The 18,271-nt window shown below is 37.3% G+C and carries 17 protein-coding genes; 1 reads left to right on the forward strand and 16 read right to left on the reverse strand.

Features of this window, described 5'->3' with window-relative positions; genetic code table 11:
* Positions 1–7: 7 nt before the first annotated feature.
* The 13 genes from THEXY_RS10360 to THEXY_RS10420 form a co-directional block, all read right to left on the reverse strand.
* A complete protein-coding gene (locus tag THEXY_RS10360) occupies positions 8–646 on the reverse strand; it encodes a sugar phosphate isomerase/epimerase family protein (protein ID WP_230197588.1) in 639 nt (212 codons plus the stop codon).
* Positions 625–1,962: an MATE family efflux transporter gene (locus THEXY_RS10365; protein ID WP_013788789.1), complete on the reverse strand. Its 1,338-nt coding sequence runs from the start codon at positions 1,960–1,962 to the stop codon at positions 625–627. Before THEXY_RS10365 ends, THEXY_RS10360 begins: the two co-directional genes overlap by 22 nt.
* 24 nt (positions 1,963–1,986) lie before the next feature.
* Complete coding sequence (locus tag THEXY_RS10370; protein ID WP_013788790.1) at positions 1,987–2,949, reverse strand: AEC family transporter; 963 nt, start codon at positions 2,947–2,949, stop codon at positions 1,987–1,989.
* A 23-nt stretch (positions 2,950–2,972) separates the two neighbouring features.
* Positions 2,973–4,463 carry a UxaA family hydrolase gene (locus THEXY_RS10375; protein ID WP_013788791.1) on the reverse strand — a complete coding sequence of 497 codons (1,491 nt, stop codon included), beginning with the start codon at positions 4,461–4,463 and terminating at the stop codon, positions 2,973–2,975.
* A 3-nt stretch (positions 4,464–4,466) separates the two neighbouring features.
* A complete protein-coding gene (locus THEXY_RS10380; RefSeq protein ID WP_041592258.1) occupies positions 4,467–5,918 on the reverse strand; it encodes a tagaturonate reductase in 1,452 nt (483 codons plus the stop codon).
* 63 nt (positions 5,919–5,981) lie between these two features.
* Complete coding sequence (locus THEXY_RS10385) at positions 5,982–7,538, reverse strand: glycoside hydrolase family 28 protein (protein ID WP_013788793.1); 1,557 nt, start codon at positions 7,536–7,538, stop codon at positions 5,982–5,984.
* 24 nt (positions 7,539–7,562) lie between these two features.
* Positions 7,563–8,471, reverse strand: a complete 909-nt coding sequence (locus THEXY_RS10390; protein WP_230197589.1) for a carbohydrate ABC transporter permease — start codon at positions 8,469–8,471, stop codon at positions 7,563–7,565.
* The gene (locus THEXY_RS10395) at positions 8,468–9,349 is read right to left on the reverse strand and encodes a carbohydrate ABC transporter permease (protein ID WP_013788795.1); all 882 of its coding nucleotides are present in this window, start codon (positions 9,347–9,349) and stop codon (positions 8,468–8,470) included. Before THEXY_RS10395 ends, THEXY_RS10390 begins: the two co-directional genes overlap by 4 nt.
* 94 nt (positions 9,350–9,443) lie before the next feature.
* Positions 9,444–10,787: an ABC transporter substrate-binding protein gene (locus THEXY_RS10400; protein ID WP_013788796.1), complete on the reverse strand. Its 1,344-nt coding sequence runs from the start codon at positions 10,785–10,787 to the stop codon at positions 9,444–9,446.
* An 89-nt stretch (positions 10,788–10,876) separates the two neighbouring features.
* Positions 10,877–11,962: a glycoside hydrolase family 88/105 protein gene (locus tag THEXY_RS10405; protein ID WP_013788797.1), complete on the reverse strand. Its 1,086-nt coding sequence runs from the start codon at positions 11,960–11,962 to the stop codon at positions 10,877–10,879.
* A 103-nt stretch (positions 11,963–12,065) separates the two neighbouring features.
* A complete protein-coding gene (locus tag THEXY_RS10410; RefSeq protein ID WP_013788798.1) occupies positions 12,066–13,067 on the reverse strand; it encodes a LacI family DNA-binding transcriptional regulator in 1,002 nt (333 codons plus the stop codon).
* Positions 13,068–13,098: 31 nt separating this feature from the next.
* The gene (uxaC, locus tag THEXY_RS10415) at positions 13,099–14,499 is read right to left on the reverse strand and encodes a glucuronate isomerase (protein ID WP_013788799.1); all 1,401 of its coding nucleotides are present in this window, start codon (positions 14,497–14,499) and stop codon (positions 13,099–13,101) included.
* Between the two features lie 133 nt (positions 14,500–14,632).
* The gene (locus THEXY_RS10420) at positions 14,633–14,983 is read right to left on the reverse strand and encodes a LysM peptidoglycan-binding domain-containing protein (RefSeq protein WP_013788800.1); all 351 of its coding nucleotides are present in this window, start codon (positions 14,981–14,983) and stop codon (positions 14,633–14,635) included.
* Between the two features lie 147 nt (positions 14,984–15,130).
* On the opposite strand from THEXY_RS10420, the gene THEXY_RS10425 reads away from it, so the two are divergent.
* Positions 15,131–15,559: a PPC domain-containing DNA-binding protein gene (locus THEXY_RS10425; RefSeq protein ID WP_013788801.1), complete on the forward strand. Its 429-nt coding sequence runs from the start codon at positions 15,131–15,133 to the stop codon at positions 15,557–15,559.
* 37 nt (positions 15,560–15,596) lie between these two features.
* Here the strand turns inward: THEXY_RS10425 and THEXY_RS10430 are convergent, their stop codons facing one another.
* Genes THEXY_RS10430 through THEXY_RS10440 form a run of 3 tightly spaced genes read right to left on the reverse strand, consistent with a single transcriptional unit; the run spans position 15,597 to position 18,222 of the window.
* Positions 15,597–16,652, reverse strand: coding sequence for an NAD(P)/FAD-dependent oxidoreductase (locus tag THEXY_RS10430; protein WP_013788802.1), 1,056 nt, complete (start codon positions 16,650–16,652; stop codon positions 15,597–15,599).
* A gap of 35 nt (positions 16,653–16,687) precedes the next feature.
* Positions 16,688–17,764, reverse strand: a complete 1,077-nt coding sequence (locus THEXY_RS10435; RefSeq protein WP_013788803.1) for an FAD-dependent oxidoreductase — start codon at positions 17,762–17,764, stop codon at positions 16,688–16,690.
* Positions 17,761–18,222, reverse strand: a complete 462-nt coding sequence (locus THEXY_RS10440) for a hypothetical protein (RefSeq protein WP_013788804.1) — start codon at positions 18,220–18,222, stop codon at positions 17,761–17,763. The genes THEXY_RS10435 and THEXY_RS10440 overlap by 4 nt, the downstream gene beginning before the upstream one ends.
* Between the last annotated feature and the right edge of the window lie 49 nt (positions 18,223–18,271).

Here is an 18,271-nt window from a genome sequence, read left to right on the forward strand (position 1 = left end):
TAAAGGCCTATTCAAAAATAATCTTTTGGCTTTTGTAATTTTCCTCAGTCAAAAGGTTGGCCGGGTCAAATATGACTTGCAAATTGCTGGACTTTACATCATCTATAAGCCTCCTCATGACTTTGGGAGAGTAAATAGGATGGTTGACGCCAGGTTCTATGCCTACTATGACTCCAAATTTTTCGGCTTCCTCAACTAATTCAGATACGCTTTTCACCACTTCATTGTAAGCCTCTTCTGTGAAATTATCAGTCGTGTATCCCATCTTCTCATGCACATTGCCTGTCTCTGTAGCAACAATGCTGCAGCCAAAATCTCTTGCATACCTTAAATGTTCTTTAAAAAGCTCTAATAACAACCTCCTTTCGCTTAAATCTGGATGAATGATGTTTACATAGCATCCTAACACTGCTATTTGAATGTTATGATTTCTGAAATGGCTGCCTATATAGTTAGCCAAACCCGGTGTCAAACTTCCATTTTTGATGTGAAGCTCTGGAAATGATTTACTTAAAGCCAATTGGACTGAAGATAGTCCCAATTTCGAAACCTCTTCAGGCAATCTTTCCAAGGATAATCCTATTAGATCATGTGCCCTTATTCCTAAATTCATAAAATGCACCTCTACACAATTGCTTTTTGCCACTTGGTACCTCTTAGCCTTATAAGGTAAAGAGTGCCTCTTACTGCCCAATCTGTAAACATGCCTATCCATACTCCTACAAGTCCAAATTTCATCACTACTCCAAGTACATATCCTAAAACTATCCTAAAGGCCCACATGCCTATTATAGATGTCATCAATGTGTACTTGGCATCTCCTGCGCCTTTTAAGCCTGCAGGCAGCACGAATGACAATGACCATAAAACCATACAAGCCAAATTAAGCCTCACGACTTTCACAGCGATATCTATGACATCCTGATTTGTGGTGTATATAGATACAAGAAATCTTGCAAAAGGAAACGACACTGCACCAAGTATACCCATACATATACTGGCAAGCCAAGTCATGTAGTAAAGGGACTTTTTTGCGGCTACAGGATCGCCACTGCCCATATCCTGTCCTACGACTATAGTAGAAGCTATGCTTAAAGCGTTGCCGGGAATATTGAATATCTGCTGTACAGAAAAACCTATGGAATTTGCTGCAATTGATGCAGTGCCAAAAAGCACAACAAATACTTGCGTTATCAATTTGCCGCCGCTAAACAAAAGCGATTCAAGGCCGGCAGGAAGTCCAATGTTAAAGATAGATCTAAGCATTTTTATGTCAGGTCTGAAGTGCCACAAATCGTAAAGCTTCACAACACTTGTACCTTTAATCAAGATATACAATGCTACTATAGCACCAATGAGTCTGGACAATCCTATGCCTATTGCAGCACCTTCCACACCTAAACCTTTAAGATTAATGATTTTTATGCCGTATATGAATGCGTAACTTAATATGACGTTTAGGACATTTATAAACACGTTTATATACATAGGCGTTTTCGTATCGCCAGCACCTCTTAATACCCCAAATGCTACCAACTGAGCTGTTATAAATGGATATGTTACAAGGCTTATGCTTAAATACAATATGGCATTGTCAAATACGATTTTTTCTGCTTTGCCAAAAAGCAAAAGCACTATAGGATGCCTTAAAATCCATATTAGAATCGTAATAAATATTGTAATAAGCTCACCGGAGTACATTATCTGTTTGCTGGCTTCATTTGCCGCCTTTTGATTTTTCTGCCCCACATACTGCGCTACAACGACAGTGCCACCAACTGCAAGAGCCGAAAAGAATCCTATTAAAATATTATTTATAGAATCGGCCATCCCTATGGATGAAATCGCCTCTTTCCCAAGTCTGCTGGCAAGTATGGTATTTATTATTCCCATGGAGCTTATAAACGTCTGCTCCGTTATTATAGGTCCAATAAGTTTGAGTATGTCTTTCTTGATAACCATCTATTAACATCCTTTTAGCTAAATTCAAACTGGAAAAATTACCCTTGATACATAAATGACCAAAGTCAAAGTAATGGTGCTAAGCAGTGTAGAAACCATGACTAACTGCGACGCATAGTCTTTGCAATTATCAAATTCTACGGCAATTAAAGCAGTGTTTACTGCGGAAGGTGTAGAAGATGATATCATCAATGCCTGTGCCACAACGCCAGAAAAACCGAATATCTTTATTAAAAGAAATCCGATTATAGGGCCACCTAATAGCCTTGTGACTGCTGATAAATAGACTTCCTTGTTTTTAAAGCTTATATTTGTATACGAAAGTTGAGCACCTAAAGATATAAGTGCAAAAGGCACAAAAGCGTTTTTGATGTACTCAGCAGCAGGCCATATTGGTATTTTTGTCAAATCAACAGGCAACAGTTTTAAAAGCAAAGCCGCTGGAATTGCGTAAATTGTTGGCATAGAAAATATCTTTTTCATGCTGTCTTTAAAGTCCATAGATGCACTGCTGGCCAGAAAAAATCCTATGCTGTTTGTAGATATGTTTTGTATCAAAAGCACCATTATCTGTGCGGTAATCGCCATATTGGCGTAAGGAGTCTTTCCATGTATCAAATACGGACCCGTAGTAAACACAAGTGTTATAAGCGACAGCCCTATATTGCCAGAGTTGTAGAACATGATGGAATTCCTAAAGGCATTTTTATAGCCTTTGTCATAATTTCTTAACTTAGCTATAATGCTGCCGATTGCCACATTTGCCAGAAGCATAGTTATAGCAAATACCAACACTTTCATCATGTTTAGCGGAATCTTAGTCGTATAAATATTTACAAATATAAATCCTGGAACGAAGACGTAAAAATTTATTTTGCTAAAAGAATTTACGTCTAACTTAAACTTGCTGCCAAGGACATATCCTATAAATATTATCAAAAATATAGGAAGAATATCAGATGTCAAAATGTAGTAAAATATTCTCACATCATTCACCTTTGCTTTTAAATTTACAATGTCACACCTGACTTGAAAATGGCGATTTCTTTGAAATTATTCTTCTCATTGTTGACTTTATCGCCGCTGGCTACTTTTAAAACACAGTTTACTAACCTATCTAATACTACATCTATCCCTTCATCTACTATGAGCGTTCCTGCGTTAAAATCGATCCAATTTTTCTTCTTCCTATAAAGCTCTGAATTTGTAGAAATCTTTACAGTAGGCACAAATGTGCCAAAAGGCGTCCCTCTTCCTGTTGTAAAAAGTATCAAATGACATCCTGATGCAGCTAAAGCTGTAGAAGACACAAGATCGTTGCCTGGGCCGTACAAAAGATTAAGTCCTCTCTTTTTCACTGTATCTCCATAATTTAAGACATCTACCACGATTGATTTTCCACCTTTTTGAACACAGCCTAAGGACTTCTCCTCTAATGTAGTTATACCGCCAGCCTTGTTTCCAGGCGATGGATTTTCGTATATAGGTTGATGATGTTCTAAAAAGTACTGCTTATAGCCATTTATCATGTTGACAGTCCTGTTAAAGACATCTTCATCTTGACACCTTTCCATTAGAATCTGCTCTGCCCCAAACATCTCCGGCACTTCTGTCAATACTGCACTACCTCCATGGGATACCATAAAATCTGTAAATGCGCCTAACAATGGATTCGCAGTTATACCTGAAAATCCATCAGAGCCGCCACATTTAAGCCCAACAACCAACTGACTTATGTCTATATCGACTCTTACATCGCCTTTCATCTTCTGATACAGCTCTTTTAAGAGCCTCACTCCTTCTTCGATCTCATCATCAACTTGTTGGGCAATGAGAAACTTCACCCTTTCCTCATCGTATTGGCCCAAATTTTCCTTAAAAGAAGGTATGTTGTTGTTTTCACAGCCTAAACCCAAGACTAAGACACCGCCGGCATTTGGATGCTTCACTATATCTGATAAAATTTTTCTGGTATTTATATGGTCATCTCCCAACTGGGAGCATCCATAGCTGTGTTTAAATATCTGAATATCATCGATTCCTTCAACTTTGACTTCTCTTTTAAATCTTTCTATTATCATCTCTCCTATGCCATTTACACAGCCTACCGTAGGTACGATCCAAAGCTCATTTCTTATGCCAATATCGCCACTTTTCCTTTTGTACCCTTTAAATGTCATGGTTTCTTCATGCTCTTTAGCCACAACAGCTTCTTTTTTGTCATAAACGTAGTTCAAAATATCCCCTAAGTTAGTTTTAATATTGTGGGTATGAACCCATGCACCTTCAGGTATATCTGAAAGTGCATGCCCTATAGAGTAACCGTACTTTACAACATCATGTCCTTTTTTAATCTCCTTTAAAGCAAATTTATGACCTTTTGGCACATCATCAACGATAACTAATGCCTTATCGCCTAACGGAATAACATCGCCTTTTTTCAAATTTCTCAAAGCAACAGCCACATTGTCTGAAGAATTTATTTTTATGAAATCTTTCATAATTTATTTCAGCACCTCTTTTAAAGACTCTTTTATGCCATTCTTCTCAATCGAATACAGATACTCAGTAACAGCATCATTTAGCCCAGTTACACCGTTTAGATCCATCTTCCACACCTTATCGTACGCTAAAACATTTGTTACAATGTTTTTTATTCCATCATAACTGCCATCAAAGTCTTTCCACAGATCTTGATACATCTTTAGAATGTCAGGATCGTCGCTTAATGGTATAACTTCACTGCCCCTTTGCCCTTTGTAAAACTCTATATATGCAGAAAGGGAAAATACCAGTTTTTTAGGCAGTTCTCCATATGCTTTTACGTACTGAAGAAGTGAAGGCAAGACCCTCGTCTCAAACTTTGACATGGAATTTAAAGCAATGCTCATAAGGTAGTGCTTAACGTAAGGATTTTTAAACCTATCAAACACTTCTTCAATGAATTTTTTAACTTCATCTTCCGGCAAATCCAATGTCTTCATGATCTCATCGTAAGCCACACCTTTAATGAATTTTCCTACAACATCATCCTCCATGGCTTCTCCAACAGTATCAATTCCATAAAGGTACGCCACAGGCACCATAGCAGTGTGAAGTCCATTTAATATCCTCACTTTTCTGTCGCGATATGGGGTCACATCATCAACAAATCTTACATTTAAGCCTATCTCCCCCGCAGGAAACTCTTTTTCAATCCATTTTGGTCCCTCTATAACCCACAGGTGAAATATCTCTCCTACATCAATCAAGCTGTCTTCATAGCAAAGCTCTTTTTCAATCTCTAAAGCATCTTCTTTTGGGTATCCTGTCACAATCCTGTCTACAAGAGTCGTGCAGAAAACGTTCCTCTCCAAGACCCAGTCGGCAAATCCTTTTTCAAGATTCCAATAATCTACATACTTAAGAACCATCTCTTTTAGCTTTTCACCGTTTCTGTCAATAAGCTCACAAGGAAAAATTATAAGCCCTTTATCACTGCCGCCATTAAAATATTTATACCTTCTGTACATGAAAGCAGTGAGTTTTGCAGGAAAACTGTTGTGTGGGATAGCATCAAACGTATCATTTTCATCAAATGCAATGCCTGCCTCTGTAGTATTGGATATCACAAATCTTATGGTTTCTGATTCAGCCACCTTTAAAAACGCCTCGTAGTCATCATAGGGATTAATACCTCTACTTATGCTGTTTACAACCTTATAAGACCTTTCAGCCTTTCCATCCTTTATTCCTTGAAGTATGAGGGTGTAAAGTCCATCCTGCTCATTTAATTTATCCACCAATCCACCTCTTAAAGGCTGCACAACGACGACGCTTCCATTAAAAACACCTTTTTCGTTCATCTCATCAATCATCCAGTCCGCAAACGCCCTTAGAAAATTCCCTTCTCCAAACTGTACGACTTTCTCTGGGTATCTTTTATAATCCTTATATACCTTCGACGATAACCTCATCATTTTCTTCCTCCTTAGTTCGATTTTTAGCACACGTGAACATTTTACTTTAAAAAAAATATTTTATTGAATTTCATTGTCAATATTTAACTTCGTAAAAGGCTCTGTCAAAGCACCTTCCACTACTACATTTTTCAACCTAAGATTTTTAATGTTGTTAAGGTAAAATCCATTTCTGCACATTTCTTCTACAAAGCTAAGCATCTCAGGATAATCAGGCTTAGCATTTAAGTCAAAGCTTACATAGATATTCTCCATATCAACTCTCTCAATTTTTCTCTCAGGAAGCCCATACATGTATCCTGCCGCAACCTGAGTATCAATGCATGTTATGTCTTTTAGATAAATATTGCCGACATACGGCGTCCTGTCATCTACAGGAAGCTTTTCCTTGCTCCACACGTATTCAGTCTTGCCATCAGCATCGCAAAAATAAAAGCTATTTATTGTAAAAGGCGTCAAAACTCCTTCCATTCTAATATTGGAAGCGTGTATCTCATCGATGACTCCAGTCTTACCTCTGCCTCTTCTGGTCTTTATGCGTATGCCACGGTCAGTCTTTCTAAATATACAATTCTCTACATGGACATTTTTTACACCGCCTGACATCTCGCTTCCTATTACGACAGCACCGTGACCGTATTCCATAAGACAGTTTCTTATGATAAGATTTTCCGATGGCATAGGAAGCTTTTGGCTTACAGACAACTTTCCTGATTTTATGGCAATGCAGTCATCACCAACGGAAAATCTGGTGCCTACAATGAGAACATCTTTACATGACTCAGGATCGAGACCATCAGTATTTGGTGCATCTTTCGGATTTTCGATGTTCAAATTCACAAATTTAAGGTTTTGTGACATCAAAGGATGTATCGTCCACGACGGCGAATTCTTTATTGTGATGCCTTCTATCAATACGTTTTTGCACTTATTTAAATAAACTGTTCTCGGTCTCCATGCGATTCTTTTAACTTTCGCGTCCTGCCACCATGTATCAAAACTGGAATTGCCGTCTATAATACCATCGCCTATGATATTCACATTTTCCACAGAAATGCCAGTTATGAGGCTTGCAAACATATTATTTGTTTCGCCTTCCCAAGATCCCAAATAGCCATTTTTAAATTCTTGGCTATCTATCTCTCCAGGAAGGATAGGGTACATCTCCCTCCCTTTTGCTCCTAATAACACAGCACCTTTACCTAATTCTATAGTTATATTGCTTTTTAAAAAAATCGGGTATGTCAAGTAAACACCTTCAGGAAAATACACCCTTCCTCCATCAGGACACGCCATTATGGCTGCTTGTATAGAAAAAGTATCAAGACGCTTTCCGTCACCAACAGCACCAAAGTCCTTTACATTAATATACGCTGTCTCTGGTTTTGTCTGTTGGAATACAGTTAATCTTTCTCCTGTTTCTTCATTCTTTAGTGTAATTTCATACTGTCCGCTCGGCTGTAAATTTTTTACCGTCCACACACTCCTATCGACATCGCCCATATAATCTGAATTAACGTACAACTGATACTTTTTCTCTAAATAATAAGGCTTTGAACTTTTCAATTCAAACGTAATTGTGGTAGATGTAGTTGATATTACTTTTAATTCTTCCAATCGAATCACTCTTTCTTTAAAGAATCATCCTTTTAATCCGCTTGTAGATATACCTTCAACAAAGTACTTTTGAGCCGAGAAAAATACTACGATTGAAGGTATAAGAGCTATAACCGACATTGCGATTATCTTGTTCCATTCAAAGTTGCCAGACGTAGCATCCATAGCCATCTTCAAAGCTATTGAAACAGGATACTTGCTGACAGTTGAAATGTAGATAAGAGGACCCATAAAGTCATTCATAGACCACATAAATTGAAATATCGTTACAGACACAATTGCTGGCGTAATCACAGGCAGCAATATCCTCGTCAGTATCGTAAATGAATTACATCCGTCTATCTTTGCAGCTTCATCAAGCTCCTTTGGTATGCCCCTCATAAACTGTATAATCATGAACACGAAAAACGCTTCTGCTGCAAATATATCATTTGCATACAGAGGAATAAATGTATCCAGCAGATGCAGTTGCTTCCAAAACAAATAAAGCGGTATCCTTAAAACGATCTGTGGCAAAAACATCGTCGAAATCAGTATTGCGAATAAAGGCTTTTTAAATGGAAAATCAAACCTCGAAAAACCATATGCTGTCAATACAGATGAAATTACTGTAAACACCACTTTAGGAATGACGTACTTAAAAGTATTCAAGTAATACGTTGCAAATGTGTACTGAGTACCTGTTATCCAACCTTTTACATACGGTGTAAAGTCGATCCTTTTTGGTATGAAGCTTATTGATGAAAATATCTCGCTGTTTGTCTTAAATGACGCTCCTACAAGCCAGACAATTGGATACAGCATTATAATAGCGCCAATTGTCAGTATTGCATATCTCACAGCTAAGTTGACTTTTCTTCTAAACTCTCTTTTCCTATACCCTTTATCCATCTTAAGGTTTATATTATTGAATGCTGTCTCGTTGTTCATCATGACTCGCCTCCTCCTTCATCTGAATAAAACACCCAGTACTTTGACGATGAGAATACAAACATTGTAAATATCATTATTATTATGAAGAGGAACCATGATATAGCGCTGCCATATCCCATATTGAAGAACTTAAATGAATTGTCGTAAATCATCATTGGCAAAAGATACGTCTTATAGAGAGGACCACCTTGCGTTATCATGTAAGGTCCATTGAATTCTTGGAAAGCTTGTATAAGCTGCATTACCAAGTTGAAAAATATTATAGGTGTCAAAAGCGGGATGGTGACTTTAAAGAATGTCTTGATCTTACCTGCACCATCAACTGCTGCTGCCTCATAAAGCTCTTGTGGTATATCCTTCAAACCTGCCAAGAAAATAACCATGGTAGAACCAAACTCCCATACTCTTAAAGCACTTATGGTAAATATCGCTCCTAAACCTGTCGAAAACCAACCTACCGGCTTTATACCAAATACCCCCAAAACCTGATTTACAAGCCCTGTATTTGCAAATACAAACTTCCACAAAACAGCTATAGCAATATTTCCTCCGAGAATCGATGGGACATAATACGCTGTACGGTAAAAATTTATTCCTTTTAGCTTGTAATTCAAGATAAAAGCTATAAAAAGCGAGAATATAAGCTTTAATGGCACTGTAATTACAACATACTCCAACGTTGCAGTAAATGACGTCCAGAATGTGCTATCATGAAACATATTGACGTAATTTTGAATACCAATAAATTGCGGTGCATTAATAATATTGTAATTTGTGAAACTTAATATTAAAGATGTCACAAACGGATATATGGTAAATATCACAAGACCGATAAGCCACGGCAGTATATATAAAAGCCCTATGCGCCTGTTTTCCATCAAAACCCTCCTATCAATACAAAGTGGATGCAATTAATTAAATGCGTGGAACTACAGTTTTCTCTCTGTAGTTCCACAAATTGACCACAGTGTTTTATTTTGTTATTTGACTTAGCACATTCTGAAGATTTGTATACATCTCTTTTGCGGCTTGATCAACCGTTTCTTGGTTGTATGAAATCTTGTCTATAGTCTGATCATATACTTGTTGAAGCTTTGGATCCTCCAAATACGGGCTTAATGGCAAACCTGGATTTGACTCCAATATCTGCAAACCTTCATACTCTAATCCTGATATTTTTCCGTCCTTTTTAAGTGTATCTACAGCGGATTTACTTACAGGTATTCCTCTGCTGGTACCCATTGCTTCTACGCCTTGTGGATCATTCAAGATGAAATTCAAGAATGTAGCTGCTTCTTTTGGATATTTGCAGTCTTTATTGATGGCAAAAAGCATTGATGGCTTTAATATAGCCGCTGATGTCTTAGCATCAGAATTCATAGGAAGTCCTGCTGTCACAAGTTCCATGTTGTTTTGCTTTATTGGAGTTGCTTCTTTTGATATTGCACTTGTCCATTCAAACAAGCCTGCAAATTTGCCATTTAAGAAGCTTGGAAGCTGTGCTATTGGTGCAAGCCCATTGCCGCCTTCTGCAGCTATTGACTGAATTGGAGTAGTAACTTTTTTGTCTAATAAAGTCTTGTAGAACGATAATGCTGTCTTTATATCGTCTTGAGTGAAATTAAGCTTGCCATCTGTTGTGAGGAATGGTTTTCCTGTCTCCTGCTCTGCGTAAGTCATAGATAAAAGCCAAGAATCATAAGAACCTGTTACGATTGGGTAACTGCCTTTCGGGAACTTTGAAGCATCATTAATAAGGTCATCCCATGTTTTAGGTATCGTTGCACCGTATTTGTCGTACATCGTCTTATTTACGTACAGCACTCTTCCAGTCATAGCTACTGGTATGCCATTCAGTTTACCGTTAACAGTTCCTGTAGCCAAAATATCTTTAGAATAATTGTCTAATCCCAGTTCGCTTGACAGCTTGTTCAAATCGTAAAAACCATTACCGTCTTTAGAGAATAGTGGCAACCAGTTCCAGTTTATCTGCATTATGTCTGCAGCAGTGCCACCTGCCATTTGTGTTGTCTGTTTGTCAAGGTATCCATCCCAACCAGCATATTCTGCTTGTATCTTTATATTTGGGTATTTCTGCTCAAAGAGCTTTATAGCATTTAATGTTGCCTGATGCCTTGTGTCATCGCCCCACCATGAAAATCTCAGCGTTACTTGTTTTGCTGGCTGACTTTCGGATGTCTTTGTACTGCTATTTGTATTTTTCTGGCTCGTTGAATTGTTTGATGAGCCACATCCTGTAAGTAATGTGGAAATACCTAGAGCTGCCGCAAGTGCTAATGCTACTAGTTTTTTCATAGATGATCCTCCTTAAAAATTTTTTTATTTTTGCATGTACAAAGATGTTGAATTTGACCTCCCTTTATCACCCCTTTCAAATGCATAATTTATTGTATTTTAATTATTTCACTGTATGCCATCATTAATGCTCCTACGCCTTTAGGATCGTCATAAACAACCTTTTCTGATATATAGTAGTCGTAACTTCCATCTCTGTATGGAGTATTGCCTAATCCCGCAACAGAACATATACCTCCAAGCATCAATTTCCCTTCATCTTCTACAAGGTATTTATTGACTGTACCTTCAAATGCCTTTACCCCATGCTCTTTATATTTTTGTGGCAAAAGATTTAATCTTACACCTTTAAGTATGCTGTATGAAATCATCAGCGTGGCAGATGTCTCCTGATAATTTCCTCTCTCATTTTTCTTATCTAAAACTTGGTACCACATGCCTTTTTCTTCATCTTGGTAAATTAAAAGTCCATCTATTGCTTCATTAAATATCTTAATAAGGGCATCTTTTTCAGGCTTCATTCTCTCGTCCATCTCTTCCAGCACATCAACAAGGGCCATGACAAACCAGCCTTCAGCTCTTCCCCAAAAATTCGGGGATACACCAGTTTTTTTATCTGCCCAGGCTTCTTTTCTGCTTTCGTCGTACCCATGGTAGTAAAGCTTTTTTTGGGTGTCATACATATGCTTTCTCACATTAACAAACTGATTCACAATATCAGATAAGTCATTAATGTTGCCAAAATTTTTGATGTATTTAATGTAGAAAGGCATCACCATATACAATCCATCGAGCCATACTTGATATGGATATATATCTTTGTGCCAGAAATTTCCTTCGTTTGTCCTTGGTTGTGTCTTAACTTGAGTAAAAATCGTCTCTATGGCTTTCTTGTACTTATCATCACCTGTCATTTTATAAACATCAAATAGCACTTTGCCCGAATTTATATCGTCTAAATGATGATTTTCCATGTTGTAGCCTTTTATCTCTCCGTCTTTTTCTATAAATTCATCGAGGTATTTCAATACAAATGCTTTATACTTTTCATCATCTGTTGCACTGTACAGATCAAGTGCGCCTTTTAGTACACATCCATCTTCGTAATTCCATGATGGCTTGTAGCTTTTGTAATCTTTAATGTAGCCATCTATAAATTTCTCAACTTTGTTCAAAGCTTTCAATCCTCCAAATGATTTTTCAATTTCCAGCGACAATTTTCGATTAAAGCTTTTCATTTAAACTGTTTTGCACACGTTAACTGGATTTATGCAAAAATTATTTTATTGCCATTACAGAATCTCTTATCTTTAACTTTGTAGGTACGTATATCTTTTCTCCGCTGTTTTCGTCATTTTCAATCATGTTCATCAATATTTCTGCACCTTTTTGGCTGACATCTTTTATAGGCTTTCTCACTGTTGTAAGAGCAGGTATTATATACCTGCAAAATTCACTGTCATCAAAGCCCACTACTGAAATGTCATCAGGAACTTTAAGACCTTTTTCATATATAGCCTTTATAGCACCTACCGCCATGTCATCATTTGAACAAAATACGGCTGTAGGTTTTTTCTTTAGCTTCAAAAGCTTGTTCATGGCACTGTAGCCACTTTCTATGTCGTACTCCCCGCTTACGATGTAATCATTGTTTATCAAAATCTTGCTTTCAATAAGTGCCTTCAAAAATCCGTCTTTTCTATCCACAGTCGATTTGAAGCCTTCTTTACCTTCAATTATGGCTATATCCCTATGTCCATTTTCAATCAGGTACTTCACTGCATTGTAAGCTCCCGTCTTTTCTTCACTTAGTATATTTACGACAGATTTTTCATTGACTTCCCTATTTAAAACAACCAGAGGTATACCTTTTCTCATGACGTAGTACATAAATTCATTATCGCTTTCGCTTTGGCTTGTAAGTACGATTCCGTCAAAACGGTTTTTCTCGATAGACGAGTAGTCCTTGTACTCGTCTATCCCTCTTATGATGAGATTGTAATTTTTTTTGATTGCACTGTTTACACCCCTTACAGTCTCATAGAAGAAACTGGGAGATGTTCCTTTGAAGATTGTAGAAAAGAACAAACCGATATTATATGATTTATTGAGAACAAGACTTTTAGCGTTGTAATTAGGCACGTAATTAAGCTTTTTTGCGATTTCTTTTATCTTCTCTTTCGTCTCCTCTTTTATCTGCGGACTGTCGTTTAAAGCTCTGGAAACTGTAGTATGTGATACATTTGCAAGTTTTGCTATATCCTTTATTGTAACGCTCATCTCAAACACCTTCCACATTCATTATAGAAGACTATACTCCAAAATAATTGACTGCATTATTGTAGGATATGTCCTGAACTATCTTTCCTAATAAGTCTATATCGTAAGGCACCTCGCCTCTATCTACCCATTCGCCAATCAAATTGCACAGTATCCTTCTGAAGTATTCGTGCCTTGGATATGACAAGAAACTTCTTGAATCAGTTACCATTCCAACAAATTTGCTTAAAAGCCCTACATTTGCCAGTGTCCTCATCTGCTCTCTCATTCCGTCGATGTTGTCATTAAACCACCATGCAGAGCCAAATTGCATTTTCCCCGGAATCCCTTCACCTTGGAAACACCCCATAATTGTAGCTAAAACATAGTTATCTTTGGGGTTTAGCGTGTACAATATAGTCTTCGGCAATGAGCCAGTTAAATCTAATGAGTCTAAAAGCTTCGCTACTTTTTGTGCTATATCTACATCATTTATTGCATCATATCCAGTATCAGGCCCCAGCTTTCTAAACATCCTGGTATTTGTGTTTCTTAAAGCTGCAATGTGAAGCTGCATAGCCCATCCGAATTCTTTATATTTTCTTGCTAAAAACTGAAGAACACTTGTCTTGTATTGGTCAATTTCAAATTTGGAAAGTTCTTCGCCTTCTAAGGCTTTCTTAAATATTTCATTCACTTTGCTTTTTGTGCTTTCTTCATAAGCCACAAAGTCAAGTGCATGATCTGATAACCTGCAGCCTAAGCTGTCAAAGTACTCTATTCTTGAATTTAAGGCATCTAAGTAATCTTCGTAATCTTCAATAGTCTTCCCACTTACTTCTCCAAGCTTTTTGACCCAATCTCTAAAATCGTCTCTTTCAATATTTATACCTTTGTCAGGTCTAAATGCAGGCAAAACCTTTACACCAAAGCTTTCATCATCCATCAAAAGCTTGTGATACTCAAGGCTATCTGTCGGATCGTCTGTTGTGCACAGTATCTTTACGTTTGACTTCTTAATGATGTTTCTGACACTGAATTCGCTACTCTCCAATACTGAATTGACTTTTTCCCATATCATTGGAGCTGTTTTCTCATTTAGAAGCTCATTAACACCAAAGTACCTTTGAAGCTCCAAATGTGTCCAATGAAAAACAGGATTGCCGATAGCCATAGGCATAGTCTTTGCAAACTCTAAAAATTTGCTGTAATCATCAGCATCACCTGTAATGTACTTTTCATCGACACCATTGCTTCTCATAAGTCTCCATTTATAGTGATCTCCATATAGCCAAACTTCCGTGATGTTTTTAAATTTCTTGTCTTCGTAAATATCTTTAGGGTTCAAATGACAGTGAAAATCAAATATAGGCATCTTTGATGCATAGTCGTGAAATAGTTTAACAGCAACTTCGTTGTTTAACAGAAAATCGTCATCCATAAAATTCTTCATAAAATCAGCTCTCCCACGAAATTTTGTTCACGTTAACATTTATTTAATTTAATTATATTACTGCCAACGGAGATTGTCAAGTTAATGTTAAAAATTTTTTGCTTTAAATTACCCTGCTTTTAACAGGGTAATTTTATCCTGGCAAAGGCAAACATATCACCTGTCCTACCACAAGGTTATTTGGATCTATATACGGGTTTAATTCAATAATCTTATCGACAGTAGTTCCTACGGTTTTTGCAACTTTATAAAGCGTATCACCAGGTGCTACTTCCCAATATATACCTGTTGGACATTCTGTCGTTTTGCCATAAGGTATTATTGGCGGCAAACATATTACTTGTCCTACCATCAATCTATTTGGATCTATTCCAGGGTTCACTCTTATAATGTCGTCTACAGGCCTATTGATTTTCTGAGATATGAGCCACAACGTATCCCCTGGCTCTACAGTGTAATACCTTCCCGATGGACAATATGGCATTGTAACACAACCTTTCATTTAATTTTTTACCATTATATTCACAAAAAAGCCCGTTGACATATTTTTTCAGAATACGCTGTGGTATAATATGTATAAGAATTGATACAATAAAAACGCTCACATAAATACAATCGAGGAGGTTTTTGTATGGGTCATATTAATATAGATGTGAAAAGAAGGTTTATGGGCAGGTTTAAGTACGATAACGATCTTTTGCAGGAGATAACGACTTTCATAACAAATGAGAATATAAGATCTGGCGAGATAAGGATTATAGGTGCAGTAAAAAAGGCCCGGTTCGGCTACTTTAACCAATCTACAAAGGAATACAAATTTATCGAGAAAAATGAGCACATGGAAATACTGAGTGCCATAGGAAATATATCCTTAAAAGATGGCAAGCCGTTTCCACACGTACATATAATTCTTGCTGACGAAAACGGAAATGCCTTTGGCGGTCATCTCATGGAAGGCACAAAAATATTTGCTGCTGAATTTGTCATCGTAGACTATGGCGAAAACAACTTAGAAAGAGTCGATGATGACTACACCGGATTATCTCTTTGGAATCTATGAAAAAAAGCTTAAAAGGTTTTTAACGCCTTTTAAGCTTTTACTTTATAAACTTTAGCATCGTGTGTCCGTATTTTATCACGTCTATATTTGTGTTATACACTATATGCCTAATAAGCGGCATGCCTAATATCTTAACCATCCTGTCATAATCGCTGTTACTGAATTTATCCAGTTTATCTCTGTAATCTGAAAGCATTTGTACCTTATCAGTTATAGTTTTGACCATTTTTTCATAGTCTTCGCCTGTTGCAATTGATCTTGCAGCGTAAATGCCGCTTTCTAAAGCGTGAAATGCTCCAAGCCCTAAAAGTGGATCTAAAAATCCAGCGGCATTTCCAACGAAATATACATTGTCGATTTTGTGCTCTTTAGCAATACCTGCGTTAAGTTCCAATTCATAGGTTTCCACCATCTCATAACTAAATTTCTCGGTTTTTAGAAAAAGCTGCCATAAACTGTCTATCTCGCCGTGCTGTGCATAGGTTGTTATAAGTCCTAAAGATGCTTTGGTTTTATCAAAGGGCATGATGTATCCGTACCCAGATCTTGCGTAATCAATGTTAAACCACATCTCTGCCGTATGTGGTTCAAAATTTCCTAAGATTGTGGCACCTTTTATCCACGTCGTAACAGTAGTCCTCCACTCTGTAAGATTCTCCAGTATCCCGGAATTTCCAGTAGCTACAACTACAAAGTCAAATTCTCTTGATAGCTCTTTGTAATCAGGGTCTGCATTAAAGTTTATCTTTGACTTTACTCCCATCGCCAACTGATTGTCAAGTGAATCCGCATCTTTGCTTCTTAAGACGAAATATCCATGATTTCCTTTTACTGCTGAAGTGTACATTGGAGAATGCATGATGATTTTTGTCATCTTCTCAACAGGCGTCAATGATATGCCATAAGTACGCCTAAAGTAATAGACAGGATCTTTAATCGGCCTATCTTCCATGTTTAAAAATGAACCGATGTTAGGCTGAATCGTCCCTATAGCATTTTTTCTCTCAAAAATCACACACGTTATTCCAAGCCTTTCAAGCTCATGAGCACATGCAAGTCCTGATATTCCCGCTCCTATTATGGCAACCTTCATAGCATAAAATTCCTTTCATGTAGTTTTTATCAACATCAAAACTTAAATAATTCATTGACGGCGTATCGTATTATGAATGAAGAATACTTTACTATGTTAAAATTTGTATCGTAAATAAGCTGCTTTATGAGTGGCGTTGTCAAAAACTTTATAAGCCTGTCTATCTTATCGTTATCTACAGTGTCAATGGCTTTCCTGAACTCTAAAAGCTTCAAATTTGCATTTGAAAGATACGCCATTTCATTTTCAAAGTTACAGCCTGTTGCAATGCTTTTTGCTGCCAATGCGCCACCTAAAATTGATGCAAATTGACCAAAACCCAAGAATGGCTCAATGGCGCCTCCTGCGTTTCCCACAAAGTACATGTTTTCATATGTATGTGGAAATGCATTGCCTGATATGTGTTCATAGTCGTACACGCTTACCACATCATAACTAATCTTCTCTATTTTTAAAAACATCTCCCAGTATTTGTCTATTTCTTCCTTTGTGATGTAAGGAACTATGAGTGCTAAAACTGCTCTTTTATCATCAAAAGGTGCAAGGTATACATAACCGCTTTTGCAGTAGACTGTGTTCATCCACATTATAAGTGCATTTGGATCGAATTTACCGATTACCTCAGCTATTTTAAGCCTTGTATCAACCAGTGTCTGCCAACATCCTAATTCATTTGGTATCTGATGATTTCCAGTCGCTACAATGACATAATCATAAACTTCCTTTAGATTCTTGTAGTCTGCATGGACATTAAAGTTGACGTTCGTCTTTAAATTCTTGTATAGCTGGCTTTCTACAGACAATTCTCCTTGCCCTTTCAGCATAAAGTATCCCAGCCTTCTGCCTTTAATAGTGCGAGTGACAGTTGGCCCGTGCATTACAATCTTGTCTATGTTGTTAAGCGGTGCAATAGCTACATCAAAGTTATTCTTTAAGTATTCCAAAGGATCGTTTATTGGCCTATTTATGACATTTAAAAGTCCTGCTACATGGTTAAAAGCATCGCCGACTTTCGATTTTCTCTCAAATATATCAGGCTTTATCCCATAAGATTCAAGCCTTATGGCTGCAGTTAAGCCTGCCGAGCCTGCACCTATAATAGCTACTTTCATTTATTTTCCCTCGGCGTCGTATATACTATGCTGTTGGGCTCAGTCGGCTTTGACTTTAACGATTCTATGTTCTGCTGTATGATAGTGATAAATCGCATCTCATCATCCCTCATCTGGGTGAATATCTGCCTTACGTATGGATTAGTTATGCTTATGAGATTCTCGTTGTAAAACATTTGCTGATTTATTAGATCCTTCTCTATATCTTGCAAAGCGTCCATCATATCATAAGACATATTTTTCTTCACAAGGGAATCTATCCGCATCGTCTTTTCAGCAGCGACTATCTTGTCCACATGGTTTAAAGCAGTAATCTCTATCTGCTTTAATACTCCTTTAACTTGACTATCTGGTATGTTTTTGCCGTAATCTTTTGCCTTTTTGTGTATCACATTTTCGTAATTTTTAGCCTTTTTAAAGGTACTCGATATTATCTCCTGTGGGCTCATATTCTGCATTTTGCATCACCGTTATTAGATTTTCCATATTGCATCCCTTATATACATA

Source organism: Thermoanaerobacterium xylanolyticum LX-11 (assembly GCF_000189775.2).
Taxonomy (GTDB): Bacteria; Bacillota; Thermoanaerobacteria; order Thermoanaerobacterales; family Thermoanaerobacteraceae; genus Thermoanaerobacterium; species Thermoanaerobacterium thermosulfurigenes.

What these genes read in the sequence shown, in the direction of transcription:
- THEXY_RS10365 (WP_013788789.1), bottom strand. Translation starts at nt 1,962, where the DNA reads ATGGTTATCAAGAAAGACATACTCAAACTTATTGGACCTATAATAACG.
- THEXY_RS10375 (WP_013788791.1), bottom strand. Translation starts at nt 4,463, where the DNA reads ATGAAAGATTTCATAAAAATAAATTCTTCAGACAATGTGGCTGTTGCT.
- THEXY_RS10380 (WP_041592258.1), bottom strand. Translation starts at nt 5,918, where the DNA reads ATGAGGTTATCGTCGAAGGTATATAAGGATTATAAAAGATACCCAGAG.
- THEXY_RS10390 (WP_230197589.1), bottom strand. Translation starts at nt 8,471, where the DNA reads ATGATGAACAACGAGACAGCATTCAATAATATAAACCTTAAGATGGAT.
- THEXY_RS10395 (WP_013788795.1), bottom strand. Translation starts at nt 9,349, where the DNA reads ATGGAAAACAGGCGCATAGGGCTTTTATATATACTGCCGTGGCTTATC.
- THEXY_RS10400 (WP_013788796.1), bottom strand. Translation starts at nt 10,787, where the DNA reads ATGAAAAAACTAGTAGCATTAGCACTTGCGGCAGCTCTAGGTATTTCC.
- THEXY_RS10410 (WP_013788798.1), bottom strand. Translation starts at nt 13,067, where the DNA reads ATGAGCGTTACAATAAAGGATATAGCAAAACTTGCAAATGTATCACAT.
- uxaC (WP_013788799.1), bottom strand. Translation starts at nt 14,499, where the DNA reads ATGAAGAATTTTATGGATGACGATTTTCTGTTAAACAACGAAGTTGCT.
- THEXY_RS10420 (WP_013788800.1), bottom strand. Translation starts at nt 14,983, where the DNA reads ATGCCATATTGTCCATCGGGAAGGTATTACACTGTAGAGCCAGGGGAT.
- THEXY_RS10425 (WP_013788801.1), top strand. Translation starts at nt 15,131, where the DNA reads ATGGGTCATATTAATATAGATGTGAAAAGAAGGTTTATGGGCAGGTTT.
- THEXY_RS10430 (WP_013788802.1), bottom strand. Translation starts at nt 16,652, where the DNA reads ATGAAGGTTGCCATAATAGGAGCGGGAATATCAGGACTTGCATGTGCT.
- THEXY_RS10435 (WP_013788803.1), bottom strand. Translation starts at nt 17,764, where the DNA reads ATGAAAGTAGCTATTATAGGTGCAGGCTCGGCAGGCTTAACTGCAGCC.
- THEXY_RS10440 (WP_013788804.1), bottom strand. Translation starts at nt 18,222, where the DNA reads ATGCAGAATATGAGCCCACAGGAGATAATATCGAGTACCTTTAAAAAG.